This is a genomic window from Amycolatopsis sp. NPDC104775 (genome assembly GCF_055583325.1).
This window is the reverse complement of sequence record NZ_JBVJOE010000005.1, coordinates 56,430-74,298: the sequence shown is the minus strand read 5'-3', so window position 1 is coordinate 74,298 and position 17,869 is coordinate 56,430. Positions and strand designations below refer to the sequence as shown.

The 17,869-nt window shown below is 66.4% G+C and carries 12 protein-coding genes; 6 read left to right on the top strand and 6 right to left on the bottom strand.

All coding sequences use genetic code 11. From position 1 onward, the window contains the following. The first annotated feature begins 30 nt into the window (after window positions 1–30). From ACZ63D_RS22905 to cutA, 4 genes are read left to right on the top strand one after another with little or no spacing between them, the layout of a single operon-like run. Entirely contained in the window at window positions 31–411 is a 381-nt protein-coding gene (locus ACZ63D_RS22905; RefSeq protein ID WP_465356374.1) for a hydroxyisourate hydrolase, read from the top strand. Beyond that, the gene (locus tag ACZ63D_RS22900; RefSeq protein WP_465356373.1) at window positions 408–1,286 is read left to right on the top strand and encodes an FAD binding domain-containing protein; all 879 of its coding nucleotides are present in this window, start codon (window positions 408–410) and stop codon (window positions 1,284–1,286) included. Before ACZ63D_RS22905 ends, ACZ63D_RS22900 begins: the two co-directional genes overlap by 4 nt. Further along, on the top strand, window positions 1,283–1,768 hold the full coding sequence (locus ACZ63D_RS22895) for a (2Fe-2S)-binding protein (RefSeq protein WP_465356372.1): 486 nt from the start codon (window positions 1,283–1,285) through the stop codon (window positions 1,766–1,768). Before ACZ63D_RS22900 ends, ACZ63D_RS22895 begins: the two co-directional genes overlap by 4 nt. After that, window positions 1,765–4,167 carry an aerobic carbon-monoxide dehydrogenase large subunit gene (gene cutA, locus ACZ63D_RS22890; protein WP_465356371.1) on the top strand — a complete coding sequence of 801 codons (2,403 nt, stop codon included), beginning with the start codon at window positions 1,765–1,767 and terminating at the stop codon, window positions 4,165–4,167. The genes ACZ63D_RS22895 and cutA overlap by 4 nt, the downstream gene beginning before the upstream one ends. Here the strand turns inward: cutA and ACZ63D_RS22885 are convergent. The 4 genes from ACZ63D_RS22885 to ACZ63D_RS22870 all read right to left on the bottom strand — a co-directional run bounded on the left by ACZ63D_RS22885 (window position 4,154) and on the right by ACZ63D_RS22870 (window position 9,195). Next, window positions 4,154–5,149 carry a helix-turn-helix domain-containing protein gene (locus ACZ63D_RS22885; protein WP_465356370.1) on the bottom strand — a complete coding sequence of 332 codons (996 nt, stop codon included), beginning with the start codon at window positions 5,147–5,149 and terminating at the stop codon, window positions 4,154–4,156. The two genes, cutA and ACZ63D_RS22885, sit on opposite strands and share 14 nt — an antisense overlap. 128 nt (window positions 5,150–5,277) lie before the next feature. Then, entirely contained in the window at window positions 5,278–5,715 is a 438-nt protein-coding gene (locus ACZ63D_RS22880; protein WP_465356369.1) for a hypothetical protein, read from the bottom strand. Window positions 5,716–6,850: 1,135 nt separating this feature from the next. Beyond that, on the bottom strand, window positions 6,851–7,729 hold the full coding sequence (locus ACZ63D_RS22875; protein WP_465356368.1) for a hypothetical protein: 879 nt from the start codon (window positions 7,727–7,729) through the stop codon (window positions 6,851–6,853). 17 nt (window positions 7,730–7,746) lie between these two features. After that, the gene (locus ACZ63D_RS22870; protein ID WP_465356367.1) at window positions 7,747–9,195 is read right to left on the bottom strand and encodes an MFS transporter; all 1,449 of its coding nucleotides are present in this window, start codon (window positions 9,193–9,195) and stop codon (window positions 7,747–7,749) included. A gap of 1,331 nt (window positions 9,196–10,526) precedes the next feature. Here ACZ63D_RS22870 and ACZ63D_RS22865 point away from each other — a divergent pair. Continuing rightward, the gene (locus ACZ63D_RS22865; RefSeq protein ID WP_465356366.1) at window positions 10,527–11,180 is read left to right on the top strand and encodes a response regulator; all 654 of its coding nucleotides are present in this window, start codon (window positions 10,527–10,529) and stop codon (window positions 11,178–11,180) included. A 942-nt stretch (window positions 11,181–12,122) separates the two neighbouring features. On the opposite strand, the gene ACZ63D_RS22860 is transcribed toward ACZ63D_RS22865, so the two are convergent. Together ACZ63D_RS22860 and ACZ63D_RS22855 are read right to left on the bottom strand one after the other, a co-directional pair. Continuing rightward, window positions 12,123–13,514, bottom strand: a complete 1,392-nt coding sequence (locus ACZ63D_RS22860; RefSeq protein WP_465356365.1) for an NAD(P)/FAD-dependent oxidoreductase — start codon at window positions 13,512–13,514, stop codon at window positions 12,123–12,125. 185 nt (window positions 13,515–13,699) lie between these two features. Then, window positions 13,700–14,173 carry a nuclear transport factor 2 family protein gene (locus ACZ63D_RS22855; RefSeq protein ID WP_465356985.1) on the bottom strand — a complete coding sequence of 158 codons (474 nt, stop codon included), beginning with the start codon at window positions 14,171–14,173 and terminating at the stop codon, window positions 13,700–13,702. A gap of 362 nt (window positions 14,174–14,535) precedes the next feature. Between ACZ63D_RS22855 and ACZ63D_RS22850 the strand changes: the two genes are divergently transcribed. Then, window positions 14,536–17,850 (top strand): amino acid adenylation domain-containing protein, encoded by a 3,315-nt coding sequence (locus ACZ63D_RS22850; RefSeq protein WP_465356364.1) that lies wholly within the window; start codon window positions 14,536–14,538, stop codon window positions 17,848–17,850. The last annotated feature ends 19 nt before the right edge of the window (window positions 17,851–17,869 follow it).

Sequence of the window (17,869 nt, the reverse complement as noted above, 5' to 3'; positions counted from 1 at the left end):
GTCTGGCCCATTCGATGATTGGGAACCGACATGGAAATCTCCGTCCAGGTCATGGACAGCCACCGGGGCAGACCGGCATCGGGTTTGCCGATCCGGCTCGAGCGGCTGATCGACGACCAGTTCCATCCAGTCGCGCGCGGCCTCGCCGACGACCAGGGCTGGTGGCACTTGCCGGAATTGCCGGAGGCGCCAGGCTCGCGCCTGCGCGCGGTTTTGCTGTCGTCCTGCTATTTCCAGCCGGACCGGCCCAGTTGCTATCCCGAAATCGACATTGCCTTCACCACCGACCGCGAGGTCCGGCTGGCACTGGTCGTCCTGATCGCGCCGTATTCCTTTTCCGTTGCCTTCCAAGCCGGTCCGGCGGAGACGATGTCTCCGGGCGTCCGCTCCGCGCCGGAGCAGGCGCGGTGAAACCGGCTGACTTCCGCCTGCATCGGCCCCGGTCGGTCAGCGCGGCGCTGACGATCCTGTCCCGGTACGCCGGAACAGCCGCGGTTCTCGCCGGCGGGCAAAGCCTGCTGCCCCTGCTGAATACGCGGAAAGCGACGCCAGAACACGTCGTGGACATCAATGCGGTCGCCGAACTCGCTGTGCTCCGGCGGACGCCTTCGGCGATCCGGATCGGCGCACTCATCCGGCACGCCACGGTGGAGCACGACGACGGCGTGCGCGAGGCCCTGCCCGTGCTCAGCGACGCCACCGCGCACATCGCGAATCCGGCCATCCGCAATCGCGGCACCACCGTCGGCAGCCTGGTGCACGCTGACCCGGCAGCGGAACTGCCCGCGGTCCTGATGGCCCTCGGCGGCAGTGTCGAAATCGCAAACCTGACCGGTTGCCGCACAGTGCGGGCTGAGGACTTCTTCACCGGACGGCACCGGTGCGCCCTCGAGACCGACGAACTGGCGATCAGCGCGTCCTTCTCCGTGCCGCCGCCCGGCACCGGGACCGCGTGGCAGGAACTGTCGCGGCAGCCGGGCGGTTTCGTGCTGTGCGGAGCGGCGGTGGTGGTCGCCCTGGACTCAGCGCTGCGGATCCGGCACGCGGTGGCGGCCTACACGGGCGTGGCCCCCGCCCCGGTCCGGGCGGAACTCACCGATGCCGTGGTCGGCCAGCGTTTCGACACCGCTCGCTGGACCGACGCGGGCGAACAGGGAGCGGCCGCGCTCGCGCCGGCCGACGATCTCCAAGCCAGCGCGGACTATCGCCGCCACATCGCCGGCGTGCTGACCGCCCGCGCGGGGCGGATCGCGGCCCGGCGCGCCGCGGCGATCGGGCGGACATGACCGACCACGAGGTGCGGCTGATCGTCAACGGACAGCCCAGAACGGCACAGGTGCCCGCGCGAAGGCTGCTCTCCGATGCGCTCCGGCACGAGCTGGGCTGCACCGGCACGCATGTCGGCTGCGAGCAAGGCACCTGCGGGGCCTGCACGGTATTGGTCGACGGCCTGCCGATGCGGTCCTGCCTCCTCCTGGCGGCAAGCGTCCACGACGCCGAGATCACTACCACCGAAGGCTGCCGCGGCGCCGACGGCGAACCGGGGCCGGTGCAGCGCGCACTGGTCGAATGCCGGGGAATGCAATGCGGCTTCTGCACCCCCGGGCTGGTCACCACGATCACGGCGCTGCTGCGCCAGTCCCCCGCGCCCACTCCTGCACAGGCACGCCAGGCAGTCGCCAGCGTGCTCTGCCGGTGCACCGGCTATCACGGCGCGGTCGCCGCAGTGCTCAGAGCCGCCGAACTGACCCGGGAGGACCGGACGTGACCGGCGAACTCGTCGGCGAACCCGTGCCCAGCCAGACCGCGGCCCGGCTGGCCGCCGGCAACGGCCGCTATCTGGACGACCTCGGCCCGGGCGCGGCGGCGGCGGCCTTCGTCCGCAGCCCGCACGCCCACGCCCGGATCACGCACACCGACCTGTCCGAAGCCGCCCGGGTGCCTGGCGTGCTCGCCCTGATCACCTGCGCGGATCTGGACGCCCGCGCCGGGACATCGCTGCCGGTGCTGGTTCCGCACCCGGCGCTGCACGCACCGCGCACCGGACGCCCGCTCGCCGACGGAGTGGTTCGGCATGTCGGCGAGCCCGTCGTGATGGTGGTCGCGAAGGACCGGTACGCCGCCGAGGACGCGCGCGACCGGGTCCGGGTGGGGTACCAGCCGTTGCCGGCGGTGATCGGGCTGACCGCCGCGCGCCGCGCGGAGCACGCCGTCCACGACGACGTACCGGGGAACGCCGCGGCGCATCTAGTGCAGGAACGCGGCGTCGCCGCCGCCGCGATCGCCGCGGCACCGCACCGGCTGCACCTGAGCCTCGAAATCGAGCGGTCCGCGGCGATGCCCATGGAATGCCGGGGCGTGTACGCGCGCCCGGACCCCGCGGACCGCTCATTGCGGGTCTGCTCCTCCACCCAGGCCAGCACCTCGCTGCGGTTCGCCCTGGCAGCCCGGCTCACCCTGCCCGCCGACCGGATCGAGGTCGTCACCCCCGACGTCGGAGGCGGCTTCGGCGTCAAACTCGTCCACCCCTGGCCGGAAGAGGTCCTCGTCCCGTGGGCGGCGCTCCGCTTGGGCCGCGAGATCAAGTGGACCGAAGACAGGGCCGAGCACATCGCCGCCGCCGCGCACGAACGCGGCCAGCAGCACGAAATCAACGTCGGCTTCGACGACACCGGACGCATCCGAGGGCTGGATGTGTCCTTCTGGCACGACAACGGCGCGTACACCCCCTACGGCATCATCGTGCCGCTGGTCACCAGCACCCAGATACTGGGTCCCTACCACCTGGACGCCTACCGGGTGGAGTTCCGGTCGATGTACACCAACACCGCGATCGTCACCCCGTACCGGGGCGCGGGGCGACCGCAAGGGACGTTCGCCATCGAGCGCACGATGGATGCCGTGGCCCGCTTCCTGCGGCTGGACCGCGCCGCGGTGCGCGAGCGCAACCTCATCCGAGCCGAGCAAATGCCCTACGACCACGGCCTCGCCTACCAAGACGGCCGTCCCCTCGTCTACGACTCCGGCGACTATCCCGCGCTGCTGGCCACCGCGCTGCGCCGATCCGGCTGGGCCGAGCGCACCCGCCGGCCGGCCACCGCGGGGCGACGCGTCGGAATCGGCCTCGCCTGCTACGTCGAGGGCACCGGACTCGGCCCCTACGAAGGGGCCAGGGTCGAAGCCGACACCACTGGCCGGGTCACCGTCACAGTGGGGCTGAGCACCCAGGGCCAGCAGCACGAAACGGTTTTCGCCCAGATCGCCGCCGATCGCCTCGGCGTTCCGCTGCGCGACATCGACGTGGTCGCCGGGGACACCAGGCGGTTCGGTTTCTCCGTCGGGACGTTCGCGTCCCGGTCGGCGGTGCTGGGCGGCAACGCGGTTGCCTTGGCCGCGTCCCGGGTACGGGCCAAAGCCTTGCGAGTGGCGGCCCGCACCCTCCGCTGTACGCCGGCCGACCTGGATCTGGCGGACGGCGTGGTCGCCGTCGCGGGCGACCCGAACCGGTGCTTGCCGCTGGCGACCGTCGCCGTGCTGGCCAACCCGCTGCGTTACGCGTTCGACCAGCAATCGCGGTCGGCGACCCAGTTCGCGCCCGGCGCCGACCCGCGGCATCCGCCGCTGAACGACGAGGCGGAGCCAGGGTTGACCGCGACCGCCTACTTCTCGCCTACCAGATCCACCTTCTCCGCAGGAGTCCACGTCGTAGTGGTCGAAACGGATCCGGACACCGCCGAGATCGCCCTGCTGCGGTACTTCGTAGTGCACGACTGCGGCCGGCCGATCAACCCGGCCGTCATCGCGGAACAGATCCGAGGCGGAGTCGCGCAGGGCATCGGCGGCGCGCTGCTGGAACGGATCGTCTACGGCGAGGACGGGCAGCTGCGCACCCCGTCGCTGGGCGACCTGCTGCTCCCGACCGTCCACGACATCCCCGACATCGCCATCGACCACATGGTGACGCCCTCGCCGCTCAACCCGCTGGGTGTCAAAGGCGTCGGCGAAGGCGGTACGGTGCCGGTCGCCGCCGCGGTCGCGGCCGCGATCGAGGACGCGGAGGGATTCCCCATCTCCCGGATGCCGATCTCCCCAGCCGAACTGTGGGAACTGCGCCGGCGGCACGGCACCGCCGGCGCCAGCCCGCGCGATCCGGTCAGCGGGGTCTGACCGGCTGGCGACCGGTCGCGTCCGCACGCCGGTCGAGCTCCTGCGCGAACTCAAGCCACGCCCGGCTGTAATCCTGGGCGATCTCGCTGAGCTGAGCCACGCGGTGCGCGGGCACCGCGGCTACCAGGTCCGGCCAGATGGCCATGCTCGAGGTCTGCACCTCCAGCAGGCGCAGCAGATTCCTGCCGCCCTCGGACAACCGTACCGACGGGTCGCAGCGCAGGCTCCTGATCGTGTCGGCAAGCGCGGGGAACTGGCAGGCCGCAGGCGACGCCGCGGCAGGGGCCGGACCGGACTCGTCCGCGACAGCGACGTCCGCGACCGGCCGGCTTTCCTCCGCCGACATCCGGCGACGGACCCGCCGGACCGTGGACGGCGAGACGCCGACCCGCTCGGCGATCTCCCGCGTCGACGCGAGATTCCGGCGCAGCAGGTCCTCGACCAGTTCCCGCTTGCGTCCGGGGTCGGTCGGGCGGATCCGGCCGTCCCTGCCGATTCTGGCGGGCGACTGCGGAATTTCCGCAGTCGCCTTTTTCCTTATCCCGGCAATGGTTTTGCCGGACAGGCCGGTCACCGCGCCGATGGCCCGATCGGACCAGTCCGGATACGACGCGAGAATTCGCCCGGCGGCCGCGGTCCGGTCCGCCAGCGAAAGCGTCAGGCCATGCCCGGTGTTGGTCCGCACCGCCTCGACGAACGCCTCCTCGTCGGTCCCGCCGAACAGGCGAATCCGGATCGTGGTGTCGCCCCGGGCGATCGCCGCGCTGAGCCGGTGCATCCCGTCGATGACCCGCATCGTCCGCCGGTGCACCAGCAACGGGGGCAACTCGTCCGGGACCTCCGCGAGCAGCCGGACGTGCGAGGCGTTCACGCCGCCCAGCCGCGGCGAATCAGCCGGTTGCAGCAACGCGATCGGCACCGTGCGAACTCCGTCCTCGCCAACGCCCGCCGTCGACGTCATCGGGAACACCCACTTCGCCACCGGTCTTCCTTTTCGCTGCACCAATTGTTCCGAATTCCCCGTGCGCCTGCAGGAGCACTCGGTCATCACCGTCCATGACGAAGGCAACGCGTTCGACGGCGTCTTCGCGCGTACGGCCGCCCTCGCGCTCACCGATCTCCGAGCAGCACTTCGTCCGGCGGGTCCGCCGAAAAGATCTCGAGGAATCTCATCCGATCGTCCGGCACGTCGAACGTCCGCCCGATGCGGCGTGCCCGGCATTCGGCTTCGTGGTCGTCGCGCCGCAACCAGATCAGGCAGCAGGGAAACGCCACGTACATGAGGTCGTCGTTGTAAAGGCAAGCATAGTGCCCTTTGGGCAGCAGGCTTTCCGCCAGGTCGATGCCAGCCATCACCGCGTGCCGCTCGGCGACCGACATCTCCGACACCGTCACCGCGGTTCCGTGCACCGTCCACTTGCGCACCCCCCTGCCGACGCCGCGAAACCCGCAGGGGAGCTGGCGCTCCGCCAAACTCTGCAAGACCACGAGAGCCCGCATCATCGGCGGCCGCCGAAAGTCCACAATGGAGCTCTGATCAGCCGCCACGATACTTCGCTGGAGGCCGGCAACGGTTCTTTCTGTCGAAGCACGACCGGTAACTCAACCGCAGTCCCGCGATTCCCTCAACCTCCAGGAGAACCGCGCCCGAACGGAGGAAGCCAGGAATATTCTGTTTGACATCAGCACGTTCATCGCATATCCGGCCTCGGTCTTAATCCCGCCCAGCACGAGCGAGGACAGGGACGATCGGCCCGACGTGGGGACTCGCCGACACCGCACGATCGCGAAACATCCTTTAGCACCAGGTGTTTCGCCAAGCTGAATGCCGTCCCGGCAAGCAACCCGCTTCCCATGCTAGATTTGCCGAAGTTCAGCAGTGCCAAGCCGGTTCGACCACGAGCGTGCGTATCCCCTATCCCGGGGCCACCAGGACGCGCGACGATTTACCGACCATACAGCGGAACCCAAACTGGTCCGCACGCAAGACGTGCCGCCCGGCCCGGCACCCGCGAAGGGCTGATCCGGCGCTCGGCGTGCTCAAGCCCGACGTCCCGTTTCGAGCACCGGAAATCAGCCATCGCAACACCCGCCGGGCCCGGTTCCCGCAGCTGCGTTCGATGCGTGGCACGCACCATCGACTGGCACACCGGGATCTCCACCGCGGAAACCGTTGCCAGCGAAGCGGATTCGACCCCGGCCGGGACACACGCGATCAGGAGACTGGCTGCCGCCCGCGTCGCTGTCTCGGTGACCGGTGTCCGTGCACGCATGCGAGCGCAGCGGCCAGGCACGCCTCATTCCGGCAATTTCCGGCCGCGACGTGTCCATCCGGCACACCGTCACGCAGCCGGGAAACCGCACCCTAGCCAACGGCATCGTCGCCCGGGACTATCTGCGCCACGCACCACAATGGACGACGAAGAGCACCCGGCCCTTCGTGAACTGGCACCGCGCGGTGACCTCAGCACCGCGAATCACCCGCGCAGCAAGCACCCGGTCGACGTCGGCCCGGGAACCGCCAGCGCGCTAACGGACAAGTGCCAGGCAACCGTTCGAACCGGATCCGGGCCGGTCGACCGGCCCGACGACGACCACCGGAGCCTCGCAAGGCAATCTCGAGCCAATCTCCACGAACAGGCCTTTCGCGACCGGCGCATGGCATGACGACGGGGCCAAGCGTTCAGTCGGCCGGCCGGCCCTCATCGGGCCGACCGACGACCACGTCCTCGACGAAGGAGGAGACCGACGGCGCGAGATAGACGGCTTTGTTGTCCGGCCGGTCGAAGCGCGACAGGTCGATCGGCGTCCACGGCGCGTGCAGATCTGCCACCCGGACGCTGCGGGCTTCCGGGCAAGCTTCGAGGACGGCCCGGCCCAGCTGGTAAAGGGTGTGCTGAGTGGAGCGGCTGGCGTGTTCGGCGAACGTCCGCAGCAACGCGGTGCGGGCCGCGTCGCGACAGGACGGGTAGTCCGCCCGCCCCGGTCCGTACTCCCACTCGACCGTGCCTTCCAGCCAGATCGCCCTGGCGGGCTGTGCCAGGGTGTCGGTGTACTGGTCAGCCAGGAAGCCGAGGAACTCGGCCCCCGTCGTGCGCAGCAGCCGCAGTCCGCGGATGCCGGCGGTCACCGCGGGAGCCGAGGTCGCCCGATCGGCCCGCACGACCACGCTGGCGCGTTCGGACCCGGCAGCGACGTGGCCGTGCGGATCCGGTTCGTCGTCGCGGAAGATCGGGTTGTAGTCGTCGACCACGACGGTGACCGTCGCCCGCTGCGCGGCCGCGCAGGCGGTCAGCAGGTGTTCGGCCAGCCCGGCCGCGTAGTCTTCTGGTTCCGCACCGGGATCGTCGTAGGCCCGCACGACCGCCGTGTTCACCAAGGTGCCGCTGGGCAGCAGCCGACGGTTGTCGCCATCCGCGTAGACCGGTTCGAAGTCGCCCGTGAGCACCACATCGACAGTGAACCGCCGCACGCGATGGACTGCGGACCGCCGGTCGATCAGCGTCAGCTCGACGGCCGTGCGGCCGTAGGAGTTGTCCAGCATCGCGGGTTTGATCGTCATCGTCAGCATCCCTTTCCTCAGACATCGGCCGGACGGCCGCGAGAAGATCTCCAACCTGGCCGCCGGCCGGCGCCGGTCAGCCATGCACAGGCGAACGCCGCGAGGACCGCGACCGCCCCGGCCAGCAGATAGGCCTCCGCGGTCCCGTGCCCGAAAGCGGACCGGCCCAGCCAGGTCGATGCGGCCGGTTCGGTGCCCGGCCACCCCGCCAGCCATGCCTGGGCGCGGGCCGCGGCGAAGCTGCCCAGCGCCGCGACCCCCGACGCGCCGCCCAGGACCTGCGCGGTGGTGAGCACCGCCGCGGCTGCTCCCGCCTGCCCGACCGGCACCGCCGCCATCGCGGCCGGCACCACCGCGCCGTTCACCGCGCCTACCCCGGTGCCGATCGCCGTGTAGCAGCCCAGCATCAGCCCGGTCGAGGCGTCGGGAAACGCTCCGAGCGCCAGCAACCCGATCGCCACGGCGGCGAACCCGGCGGCCGGGGCCGCGCCAGCACGGCCCCGTGCGGCCAACGCCGACACCAGCGGCGCGGTCACCACCGCCGGAACCGCGGCGGGCAAGACCAGCACACCCGACGACAACGGCGACAAACCGCGCACGAGCTGCAAGTACTGCATCGTCTGCACGTTGAAGGCGTTGTACAGGGAGAACAACAGGAATCCCAGCCCGACGACGACGGCGAAACGGCGATGGCCGAACAGAGCCAGGTCCAGGACCGCGACCCGGCTGCGCCGCTCCACCGCCACGAACGCCACCGCGGCGACCGCGGCCGCACCCACGCCGAGCACCACCTCCGCCGGACGAGGACCGCTGCCCCCGCCGGTGATGCCGAGCAGCGCAGCGCTGACCATGACGACCGACAGGACCAGCCCGGCAGCGTCGAATCCCCGGCCCCGTCCGCGAGACCCGTCCCGGCCCGGAAGCCGGAGCAGAACGGCCGCCGCCGCGGCCGCGAACACGACGGTGAACAGGGGCACCGAGCGCCAGCCGAACGCGGTGATCAACCAACCGCCCAGCAGAGGTCCCGATGCCGCCCCCACGGCAGTAGTCACCAGCCACCACTTCGCCCCTGGGGAGCGGGGCCGGCCGTCGCGCGCACCGGACCCGCTCAACAGGGCCAGGCTCACCGGCGCCACCACCGCGATGCCACAGGCCTGCACGACCCGCGCCCCGATGAGCACCCCTACCGACTGCGCAGCCACAACCCCGGCACCGCCGACGACGAACACCAGCAAACCGGTCACGAACACCCGGCGGGCGCCGAGCCGGTCGCTGACGCTGCCCGCGTAGAGCTGCACCGCGCCCGCAGCCACCGGCGAACTGATCGCGATCCATTGCGTGCCAACCCGTCCGGCACCCAACGCCGCCGCGACGGCGGGAACAAGCACCGGGGTCGAGGAATAGGTGAATACGGCGGGGAAGAAACCGAGACAGCACACGATCGCGCGGCAGCGGTTCTGGTCCATCTCGCCTCCGTGAAACAGCGGGTAGCACACCGGAACGGCATGACGAGCCCGCAACGGGATATCAGGCAGATACGGCGATCGACGTCAGCACAACCACTTCTCGACCTGACGTCCGGTGCTCCACCTTGCGGCAAGGCCGCGCGCTGGGCAAGACTTCGCGTGGCGCAGCACCACATGCATCGGCAAGCCAATGTCCAAAGCGGACGCATATCGCCAGGGGCGAGTACGGACGCGCCGCCGGTCCGGTCAGGAGGTGACGAGGCGTTCAGCTGCACGAATCGAAAAAGTCTTATCCAGCGCGGATTCACCTGAGTTGAATCGGCACACTGACGAGTACTTCGACTTGGACCTGTCTTCTGGCGCAACAGGCCAATACCCCATGTTCAGGCAACTCCAACGAGTCAGGCGAGTGTCTCGAACCCGCGACGGGTTTCTGTGCGTCAGCTCGCACCGTCTGGCCAGCACCGCGTTGAGCGACGCGCGGTTCGGTAGTTGCCCCATCGGCGAACAGTACCGGCGGGAACTGTCCGGAACTGGCGGCCCGGGATGAGCTGGCCAATCGAATTACCTTCCTCGACCCGTCGCGGCACCCGAGAATTCGCAGGTTGGCGGCCAAGGCTTTCAATCATGCTCAATTGGCGGACCTGCGCCCGCGCGCTGGGAAGATTGCTCGTGAGCTGTTGCGCCCGGCTCAGTGATACTGGGAACGTCGACTTGGTTTCATCGTACGATCAGGTCCTGCCAGTCGTGCTGATCTCGGAACTTCTTGGTATTCCCCATGAAGACCGGGAACAGGTGGCGCAGTGGCATGAGAACACCCGGCCACTTCCGGAACCGGTGATCGCCCGCAGACCTTGGTTCCTGCCCCGACTCCGCGACCCACTTCCACGCATATCTAGCCGGTCTCATCGAGGAACGACGGCGCAATCCTCGCGGCGATTTATCGAGCGCCTTCATTCAGGCTTCTGCAATGGTTCGCAAAACCGTCCTTGGTTCTCGATCAGATGATCCAGTACCGCAGGCAGGCCCGGTATCGACAGTCTTCCCGGATTACCCTGTTCGGTGGCTGTCGACGGTTCAGCGAGTGTGGCATAAATCTTGACACAAGATTACGTCGATCTGCCCTGTCGCGTACGAGCTGGCCAAGGTGACGCACGTTGGCGCGGATCGAACGGCGCGCGACGAGGCGATGCCGTGCGGCCTCGCTTGCATGAACTAAACAGCGCACGCGAAGACTGTGGTCCTGGGCAGGGGTCGGCGTCTGTCATTCTTCGGAAAGTCGATGGGAGATCGACGCAGTGACGTCGGTCTCGGGAAGACAGGAAACTCCCATGATCAAGGTTGCGGTCGCGGATCGCGAAAGCCTTGTTCGCACAGGAATCCGCAGTACTCTCGAAGAGACGGGAAGGATTGGCGTAGTAGGTGAAACCGACAGTGGTCGCGGCGCGTTGCAGCTGGTGACGCGATTGGGCCCTGACGTCATGATCATGGATATTTCAATCCATGAGCTGAATGGAATAGGTGCCACCCGCCAAATGCGGCAGCGAAACCCGGGAACGCGCGTGATCATACTCACCGATCTGGCGACCGAGGAGTTCATCTATCGCTCCCTGAGTGCCGGAGCTTCAGGCTACGTGAAAAAGGGGGTCAGTTCGCGAGAACTGGTCGATGCCGTCCTCGCTGTCGCGGCTGGCGGCTCGTATCTCGGGGCATCGATCGCTCCGAGGGTGATCGAACTGCTCCTTCGTTACGACCACGATCGGGCCCGGAAGGCGCAGCGCCGGATCGACCAACTGACCCGGAGGGAGCAGGAGGTCTTGGCGCATGTCGTACGAGGCGCCGGCAACGCCGAGATTGCGCGCAGGATGCATGTCAGCGAAGGGGCGGTCAAAGCACATATCAGTCACCTTTTGCCAAAGCTGGGTTGTACCAATCGGGTGCAGGCGGCGATCGTGGGGCACGACTCGGGCAGATTCCCCGTCTGATCCGAGGTGACCGTGTGACGTAGTCGTTTAGGCCCGAATGCGTCTTGACCTGACAGTCGCAGGTGCCGACCACCGAGGTGCTCTCACGAAAGTCTTGCTGGTTTGGGTTGGGTGGTGCCGGATGCGTGTGGCGGGGAAGAACGCTCGTCACAGTCATCTTCGTCTAAGCGCGGAGGCCGTGTTCATCAAGATCGACAGCGGACGCCTGGCCGCTGTTCGTCCATCAGACCTTCTCAGCATTTCTCAGCAGAGCGGCACCGCCATTTGTTCTCCTTGTTGCGGTTTGTGGTTTTGGTGCACAACTCGGCCGGGCATGTCATGCCAACTGTGTAAGCCTGAGGTGTACCAAGATCGGCTGTCCTGTCGGCGTGGCACGCCCACGGCTTCGGCGACTGGCACCCAGGTGGAGCGGCCACGAGCGCCTTGAGCGTCTTCACCACCGTGACGTTGCGCATCTGTGACTGGCCCGCGGTGCCGCTACTCGCGGCCACCGGTCCAGCTGATCGGCCTCGTGCTGGGCATCATCAACAACCTGCGCACCGAACCGAAAGTGCGGCCCGGCCTGGCATCGGCCTGCGCGGGACAGTGCGGATCGTCATGCGCGGTCACCACGGCCGCGAGTCTGCGTTAGGACCGGGCTTGTCCGACTGCAGCGGAAACACGTCGAGGCGCTTCTTGATGACCTCGTGCTGGAGGCGCAGGTTCAGGGCGTCGATGTGGTCCCATGCGTACGGGGCGCGGCTAGGAAATGTCGCACTTCTGCGAAGAATGTCTGTTCGACGGGAACGATTCGTACGCCATCCTCCTCAACGTCCCGCAGGTTGCGCGCGAGGAGATGAGCCTGGCCGTTGCCCGGATCGCTGGCCAGGCCGTGCCCGCAGGAAGGCGGCGCGAGCCTGACCTGCCCGGCAGAAGCACTCTGTATCCCTGGCTCCTCGCGCGTCAACGTCGGGCCAGAGCCTCAGTGTGGTCAGAAGATGCCGTCCTACGGTGTGCGAGACCGCGACTGATCACTTTGGCGAACACAGCCGGGTGGAACAGGAGAGTTGGCGGAGACACCATGTTCACCACCCTCACCCAGCGCGACCAGACCTTCGGATCATGGACAGCCACCTCGAGAACGCGTGTGGTGTACCAGTGCGACGCCCTGATCGCGAAGGGCTGATGGTCAGGGCTCCACATGAGGTCGGAGTTCTTCGCCAGAGTCCACGGGGTCGTGACGACGCGGGCCACGCCTCGCTGATAAGCACGGCTGAAACCGTCGAGCCCTTGCCCACGCGTCCGTCGTCTGGTGAGCGTGCGGTGCAGAAGGTCAGCCTCCAGCGCGGCCACCGTGAGGCCCTGTCCGAACACCGGATTGAAAACGCATACCGAGTCGCCAATCGCGATCAGACGCTCAGGCCAGTCCCTGCATGCGTGGTACGGATTCCACCGGCTGTTGGCGTGCGTGTACCGGTGGATGCGATCCTGAATGGGATGGCGGGCGATCTGCTCCGCGATACGAGGATTGCCAAGGGTTTTAGCGAAGTCCAGGCAACTCTCGTCATCGGCCGCTGGCGCTTGTCCTTCATATCCGAACAAGGAACAGACCCAGCGTTTGTGCTCGACGGCCAGGACAATTCCTCCGCGGGACACATGAGGTGCGAAGGTTATCTGGTATGCGATGCGGAAGTCCGAGTCGTCCTCTGGCCGATCAAGGTACGTCGAAACATAGGTGATGTTCGTCTTGACGATTTTCTTGGCGGGGGCGGTGACGCCGAGCCGATCCAGCCAAACCCCGAGGGCGCTGGGCTTGCCGGAGGCGTCGACGACCAGGTCGGCTTCAAGCCGCCTCGGCTCTTTTTCGTTTTTGACCTGATACCTGACCCCGGTCACGGCTCCTGGCCGGGACATGATCAGGCCATCGCAGCGTGCGCCGGACATCAGGGAAACCCCTGGCAAAGCCAGTACCCGGCGACGCAGGCGTCGGTCCAGTTCGTCCCGGCTGAACGTCTGAAGCTGCACCCCGATGCGGTCGCGCGGGGCGAACCCGGCGGGGAGCAGCATGCTGATGCCTTCGCCGTAGTCGAACACCGGTGCTCCGAGATCCTGGAGTTCCGCTCGCAGTCCTGGAAAATACCGTTCCAGGACCTCGGCGCCCTTGGCCAGCAGACCATGGGCGTGAAGGCTCTGCGGGGTGTGCGGATGGGCTCCAGTGTCTACGTCGACATCGTCCTGCTCAAGGACGATCACTTCGCGGAAGTGATCAGCAAGTACACGCGCCGTCATCAAGCCGGCGTATCCGCCACCCACGACAACTGCCTTGCCCCGCCGGCCGTTCATCAGTCTTTCCATACGAGTACTGCCTTTCTGCGATCAGGACACTTGGGGCGAAAGCTGCAGATCGTCAGCAGGAAGCCGGTCTCAGGCCTGCCTCGGCAGCCCGCACTCCGCGGGCACGCGAAAGCCGCAGCCCAGCCAAGGGGATGCTGAGCCGTGAGCGTCTGCCCACAGAACAAGCGACAGCAAAATCGGAGGAATCACTGACTGTTCCGATATAAATAATAGTCGGACATTTCCTTTATTTGCTCACCGTCACCGAATTCGAAAGTGGAGATCCCTCTGAACTCAACACGGGTTCCCAGTGGAACGTCGTGAGGAACGCCTGGGTACGGCTTGCTGTAGGTGGCAGTCATCGCCCACGGGACTGCTGCCCGCTCGCGAGTCACTATCGGCACCCCTTCCTGGACGAGCTGAGCATCAGGAAATGATGCGGACCAATCCCGATAGTGTTCGAGGTAGCCGCCAGGGCCTTCCTTGGATATGCCGCATGCAATATCCCTGTACCGCATGCTGTCTGCGAAAAACGTCGCATGCTCCGTGTCAGGACCGACGGCAGTCGAAGCGAATATCCGCTCCAAGAGCCGAATCCGACCGGCGACTGCTGGATCAATTTTTTCGCGTGCGCCGATCTTCGTCCCGATGCATCCCTCGTCCCGTGAGCGCGCTACCACGTCAATCTCCTCCACAGAGAATGTTCGCGAAGTCTTCTCGCGTGGGAATATTCCTCAAGTCGCTTTCGCGGAGAACTGCCGCTATCATGGCATGGTGCCGGCGCCTTGGAAAGTAGACCATCGGCCAATGTTTGCGGATCCCGTTCCTGGCCGTTTGGCGATTGCGCGTTCGCCATCCGGTGGGACAGTCTGGGCTTCGTTGACCTGATCACGGGTCATCCGCCACCCCCGACCGGATCATGTAGTTCGCGGTCATACGGAGAATTGATGGCCATTGGCGCGGAGATCCACCGTCCGCTCAGCCGGATCACGCAAGTCCTTCCGCCTGCCCGGAGATTCCATCCTGCTCCGGATATTCCGATATGCGTGGATGCGCACGGACTGGCCCGCAGGCTTCTTTGCCGATCCCGCCGACAGGTCACAAGCCTGACGGAATCCTGAAGGCGATCAGGTCCTCCCAGCAGGACAGGAGTCGCCTTTCTTGCAGCTGTTCACCTCTGACGGAAGCAGGCACGACAATGACGTACACATGGGTACAAGTGCCAGGAACTGGCACCACCGAGCCCTACCCTCGCGATTCCAGCGTTACTCGGGAATTTGTCGAGCGAGCCCTCGAAGCACCCGAGGCGATAGCACTCGCCCAAGACGGCAGGTTTGTGACGTATGGGGAGTTGTTACGTCGTGCGCGCGTCATGGCAAGCAGGCTGACCTGCTCGGGAGTACGTCCAGGGCATCGTGTCGCGGTACTGGGTCCGCGATCCCCGGAGGCGATTGTCGCCATACTCGGCATTCTGTACGCCGGAGCGGTGTTTGTTCCCCTGGACGACAGGTATCCGTTCAGGCGCATGCGGGAAATGGTTGAAGACGCAGGAATTTGTGCGGCGGTAACACTACCTGGAGTAGCATGCCGACTTGGGACGAAGACGGTTGTGCCGTTGCCGTCCATGGAAGACCAGCTCGACACGACAGTGAATCCGGTGTATGCGGCGGCCGACGATCCCGTCTACATCATGTTCACTTCCGGCTCCACGGGACAGCCTAAAGCCGTCGTAATTCCTCATCGCGCAGTGCTCCGACTGGTTTCCAACACAAATTATATGAGTATCGAGAGAGCTGACCGTGTCCTGCAGGCTTCCCCGCTCGCTTTCGACGCATCGACCTTTGAGATCTGGGGGACGCTCCTCAACGGCGCCCGCCTCGTGTTCGCTGAAACCGAGACTCTCCTGGACGGTGCAGCGTTCCGGACTTTCATCGAGGCTCAGGAGATCTCGGTCGCGTGGTTGACGGCGGGCGTGTTCCACCACATCGCACGAACTCAGCCGCAGGCCTTCACCGGAATCCGATACCTGATCACCGGCGGGGAAACGCTGAATGCCGATCTGTGCCGCCGGGTGCTGCGCGGGGGCCCGCCCCAGCACCTCGTCAACGGGTACGGCCCCACAGAGAACACGACCTTCTCCGCTACACACCTCATCGAGAACCTCTCTGATGACGATGCGAGCGTTCCCATCGGCAGACCCATCGCCCGCTCAACCTGTTTCATCCGCTGTGAGGGCAGCACCTCCCCTGCTGCCGAACCAGAGGGCGAGCTGTATGTCGGTGGCGACGGGCTCGCTCTGGGCTATGCCGGCGACCCCGCGTTGACGGCTGAGCGGTTTATCCGGCATCCCCTCAGCCGTGACCCCTCCGCCCGTCTCTACTGCACGGGTGACCGCGTCAAATTGAGATCCGATGGGACCATGGACTTCCTCGGCCGCCAGGACCGGCAGGTGAAAGTCAGAGGTTTCCGCGTGGAGCTCGACGCCGTCGAATCCGCTCTGCGGTCCCATCAGGCCATCGGTGATGCGGCGGTAAGCGTGCAAGCCCATGAATTCAGCCGTCGGCTGATCGCCCACGTCGTCCCCAGCCGGCCCGGGCAGCCGCAGCCGACGAATGCCCATCTCCACGCGGACCTCGCCGCCGCCCTCCCCGCCTACATGATCCCCTCGATGATCCTGTGGCGGGACGAGCTGCCGCTGACCCCCAACGGCAAGATCGACTACAAGGCACTGCGACTCCCCGCAACGGGCAACTCGCCGAGCAAGCCAAGGTATTCGGAACTGCCCCCGCTTCAACGGCTGCTCGCAGAACTGTGGACAGATGTTCTCAAAGTGGATGACGTGGGCGCCCAGGACGACTTTTTCGCGCTGGGCGGCGAGTCCCTGCTGGCTGCGCAACTGGCCTACCGGGTGCAGACCGCACTGGACATTCCTGCCACACAGACCAGCCGACTTCTGCGAGCGCTGCTCGACAACCCCACACTGGCCGACTTTGCCGACGCCCTCACTGAGGTGAAGGCCAATACCGCGGTCGTTTCTCCCGCTGCCTTCGTTGACTTCGCCGCAGAATCCCGTCTCGGCTTCGCACTGCCGGAAGCCGTGTCACCGGCGCCCGCCCCGTGCACGCCCGCGCACATCCTGCTGACCGGGGCCACTGGCTTTCTCGGCACCTACCTGCTCGACCGCGCACTCTCGACGACGGAAGCGCGGATCCACTGTCCGGTGCGAGCCGTCGACGCCGATCACGCCATGCACCGGCTCCGCGGCGCTCTCCGCAACTACCGGCTGGACACCACGGCGCTGGAACGGCGTGTATCAGCTGTCCCCGCAGACCTGTCAAACAGCCATCTGGGCCTTCCGCCCGCGCTCTACCAGCAGCTCACCGAAAAGCTGGATCTCATCCTGCACTCCGCTGCACACGTCAACTTCATCTACCCCTACGACCGCCTGAAACCGGCCAACGTCACCGCTGTCCGCAATCTCATCCGCCTCGCCGCACCACGCCGGACACCCCTGCACTACATCTCCACCATCGCTGTTATCGCCGGCTTCGGCTCCGCAGGAATCCGCGAAGTCACCGAACACACGCCGCTGGCCTTTCCCGATCACCTCAAAATGGGCTATCCCGAAACGAAATGGGTGGCCGAGCAGCTGCTCAACCAGGCCGCGGAACAAGGACTCCCGATCGCCATCTACCGGCCCTATGAGATCACCGGAGACTTGCGCACCGGGACGTGGAACACGGCCACCGCGCTACCTGCCATGTTCAAGATGATCGCCGAAACCGGGTGCGCACCGGACGTCGATATCCCCCTCGACTTAGTCCCCGTCGACTGCCTTGCGGCAACCATCATGCACATCGCAACACACCAGCCGACGACTCGAACCGTCTACCATCTCACAAACCCCCATCCCGCCCAGTTGCCGGCCATGACCAACCGACTCCGCCATGCCGGATTCGACATCACCGAAATCGCATATCCGGATTGGGTGAAGAAGTTCAGAACCTTCGCGCGAAGCCACCCCGAGCACCCATTCTCACCCTTCCTGCCCATCTTCCTCGACCTGAACATGAGCGGGAAGGCAGCGGTCAAAGAGATGTACTTCTCTCACACCTTCCCGAAATTTTCGCGAGAAAATGCCAGAACTGCGCTCAAGCAGAGCAATGCAACCTGCCCGCCCGTGGATGATCAACTCCTTGACCTGTATCTGCGGTACTTCATTGAATCAGGTTTCTTGCCACACCCCGTCAACGGTAAAGCGGTGCATCAATCGGAAGTCCTCACCTCTCGGCCTCTCCTCGAAGGCGGCTCTTGGAAGGTGGCGGCTTCACAGGAATGGCAGACAGCAAAGAGCTGATATGATCGAATCCTGGAGC

Coding starts and splice junctions, on each gene's coding strand:
- ACZ63D_RS22905 (WP_465356374.1), top strand. CDS start 31: ATGGAAATCTCCGTCCAGGTCATGGACAGCCACCGGGGCAGACCGGCA.
- ACZ63D_RS22895 (WP_465356372.1), top strand. CDS start 1,283: ATGACCGACCACGAGGTGCGGCTGATCGTCAACGGACAGCCCAGAACG.
- ACZ63D_RS22875 (WP_465356368.1), bottom strand. CDS start 7,729: ATGACGATCAAACCCGCGATGCTGGACAACTCCTACGGCCGCACGGCC.
- ACZ63D_RS22870 (WP_465356367.1), bottom strand. CDS start 9,195: ATGGACCAGAACCGCTGCCGCGCGATCGTGTGCTGTCTCGGTTTCTTC.
- ACZ63D_RS22865 (WP_465356366.1), top strand. CDS start 10,527: ATGATCAAGGTTGCGGTCGCGGATCGCGAAAGCCTTGTTCGCACAGGA.
- ACZ63D_RS22860 (WP_465356365.1), bottom strand. CDS start 13,514: ATGGAAAGACTGATGAACGGCCGGCGGGGCAAGGCAGTTGTCGTGGGT.
- ACZ63D_RS22850 (WP_465356364.1), top strand. CDS start 14,536: ATGCGTGGATGCGCACGGACTGGCCCGCAGGCTTCTTTGCCGATCCCG.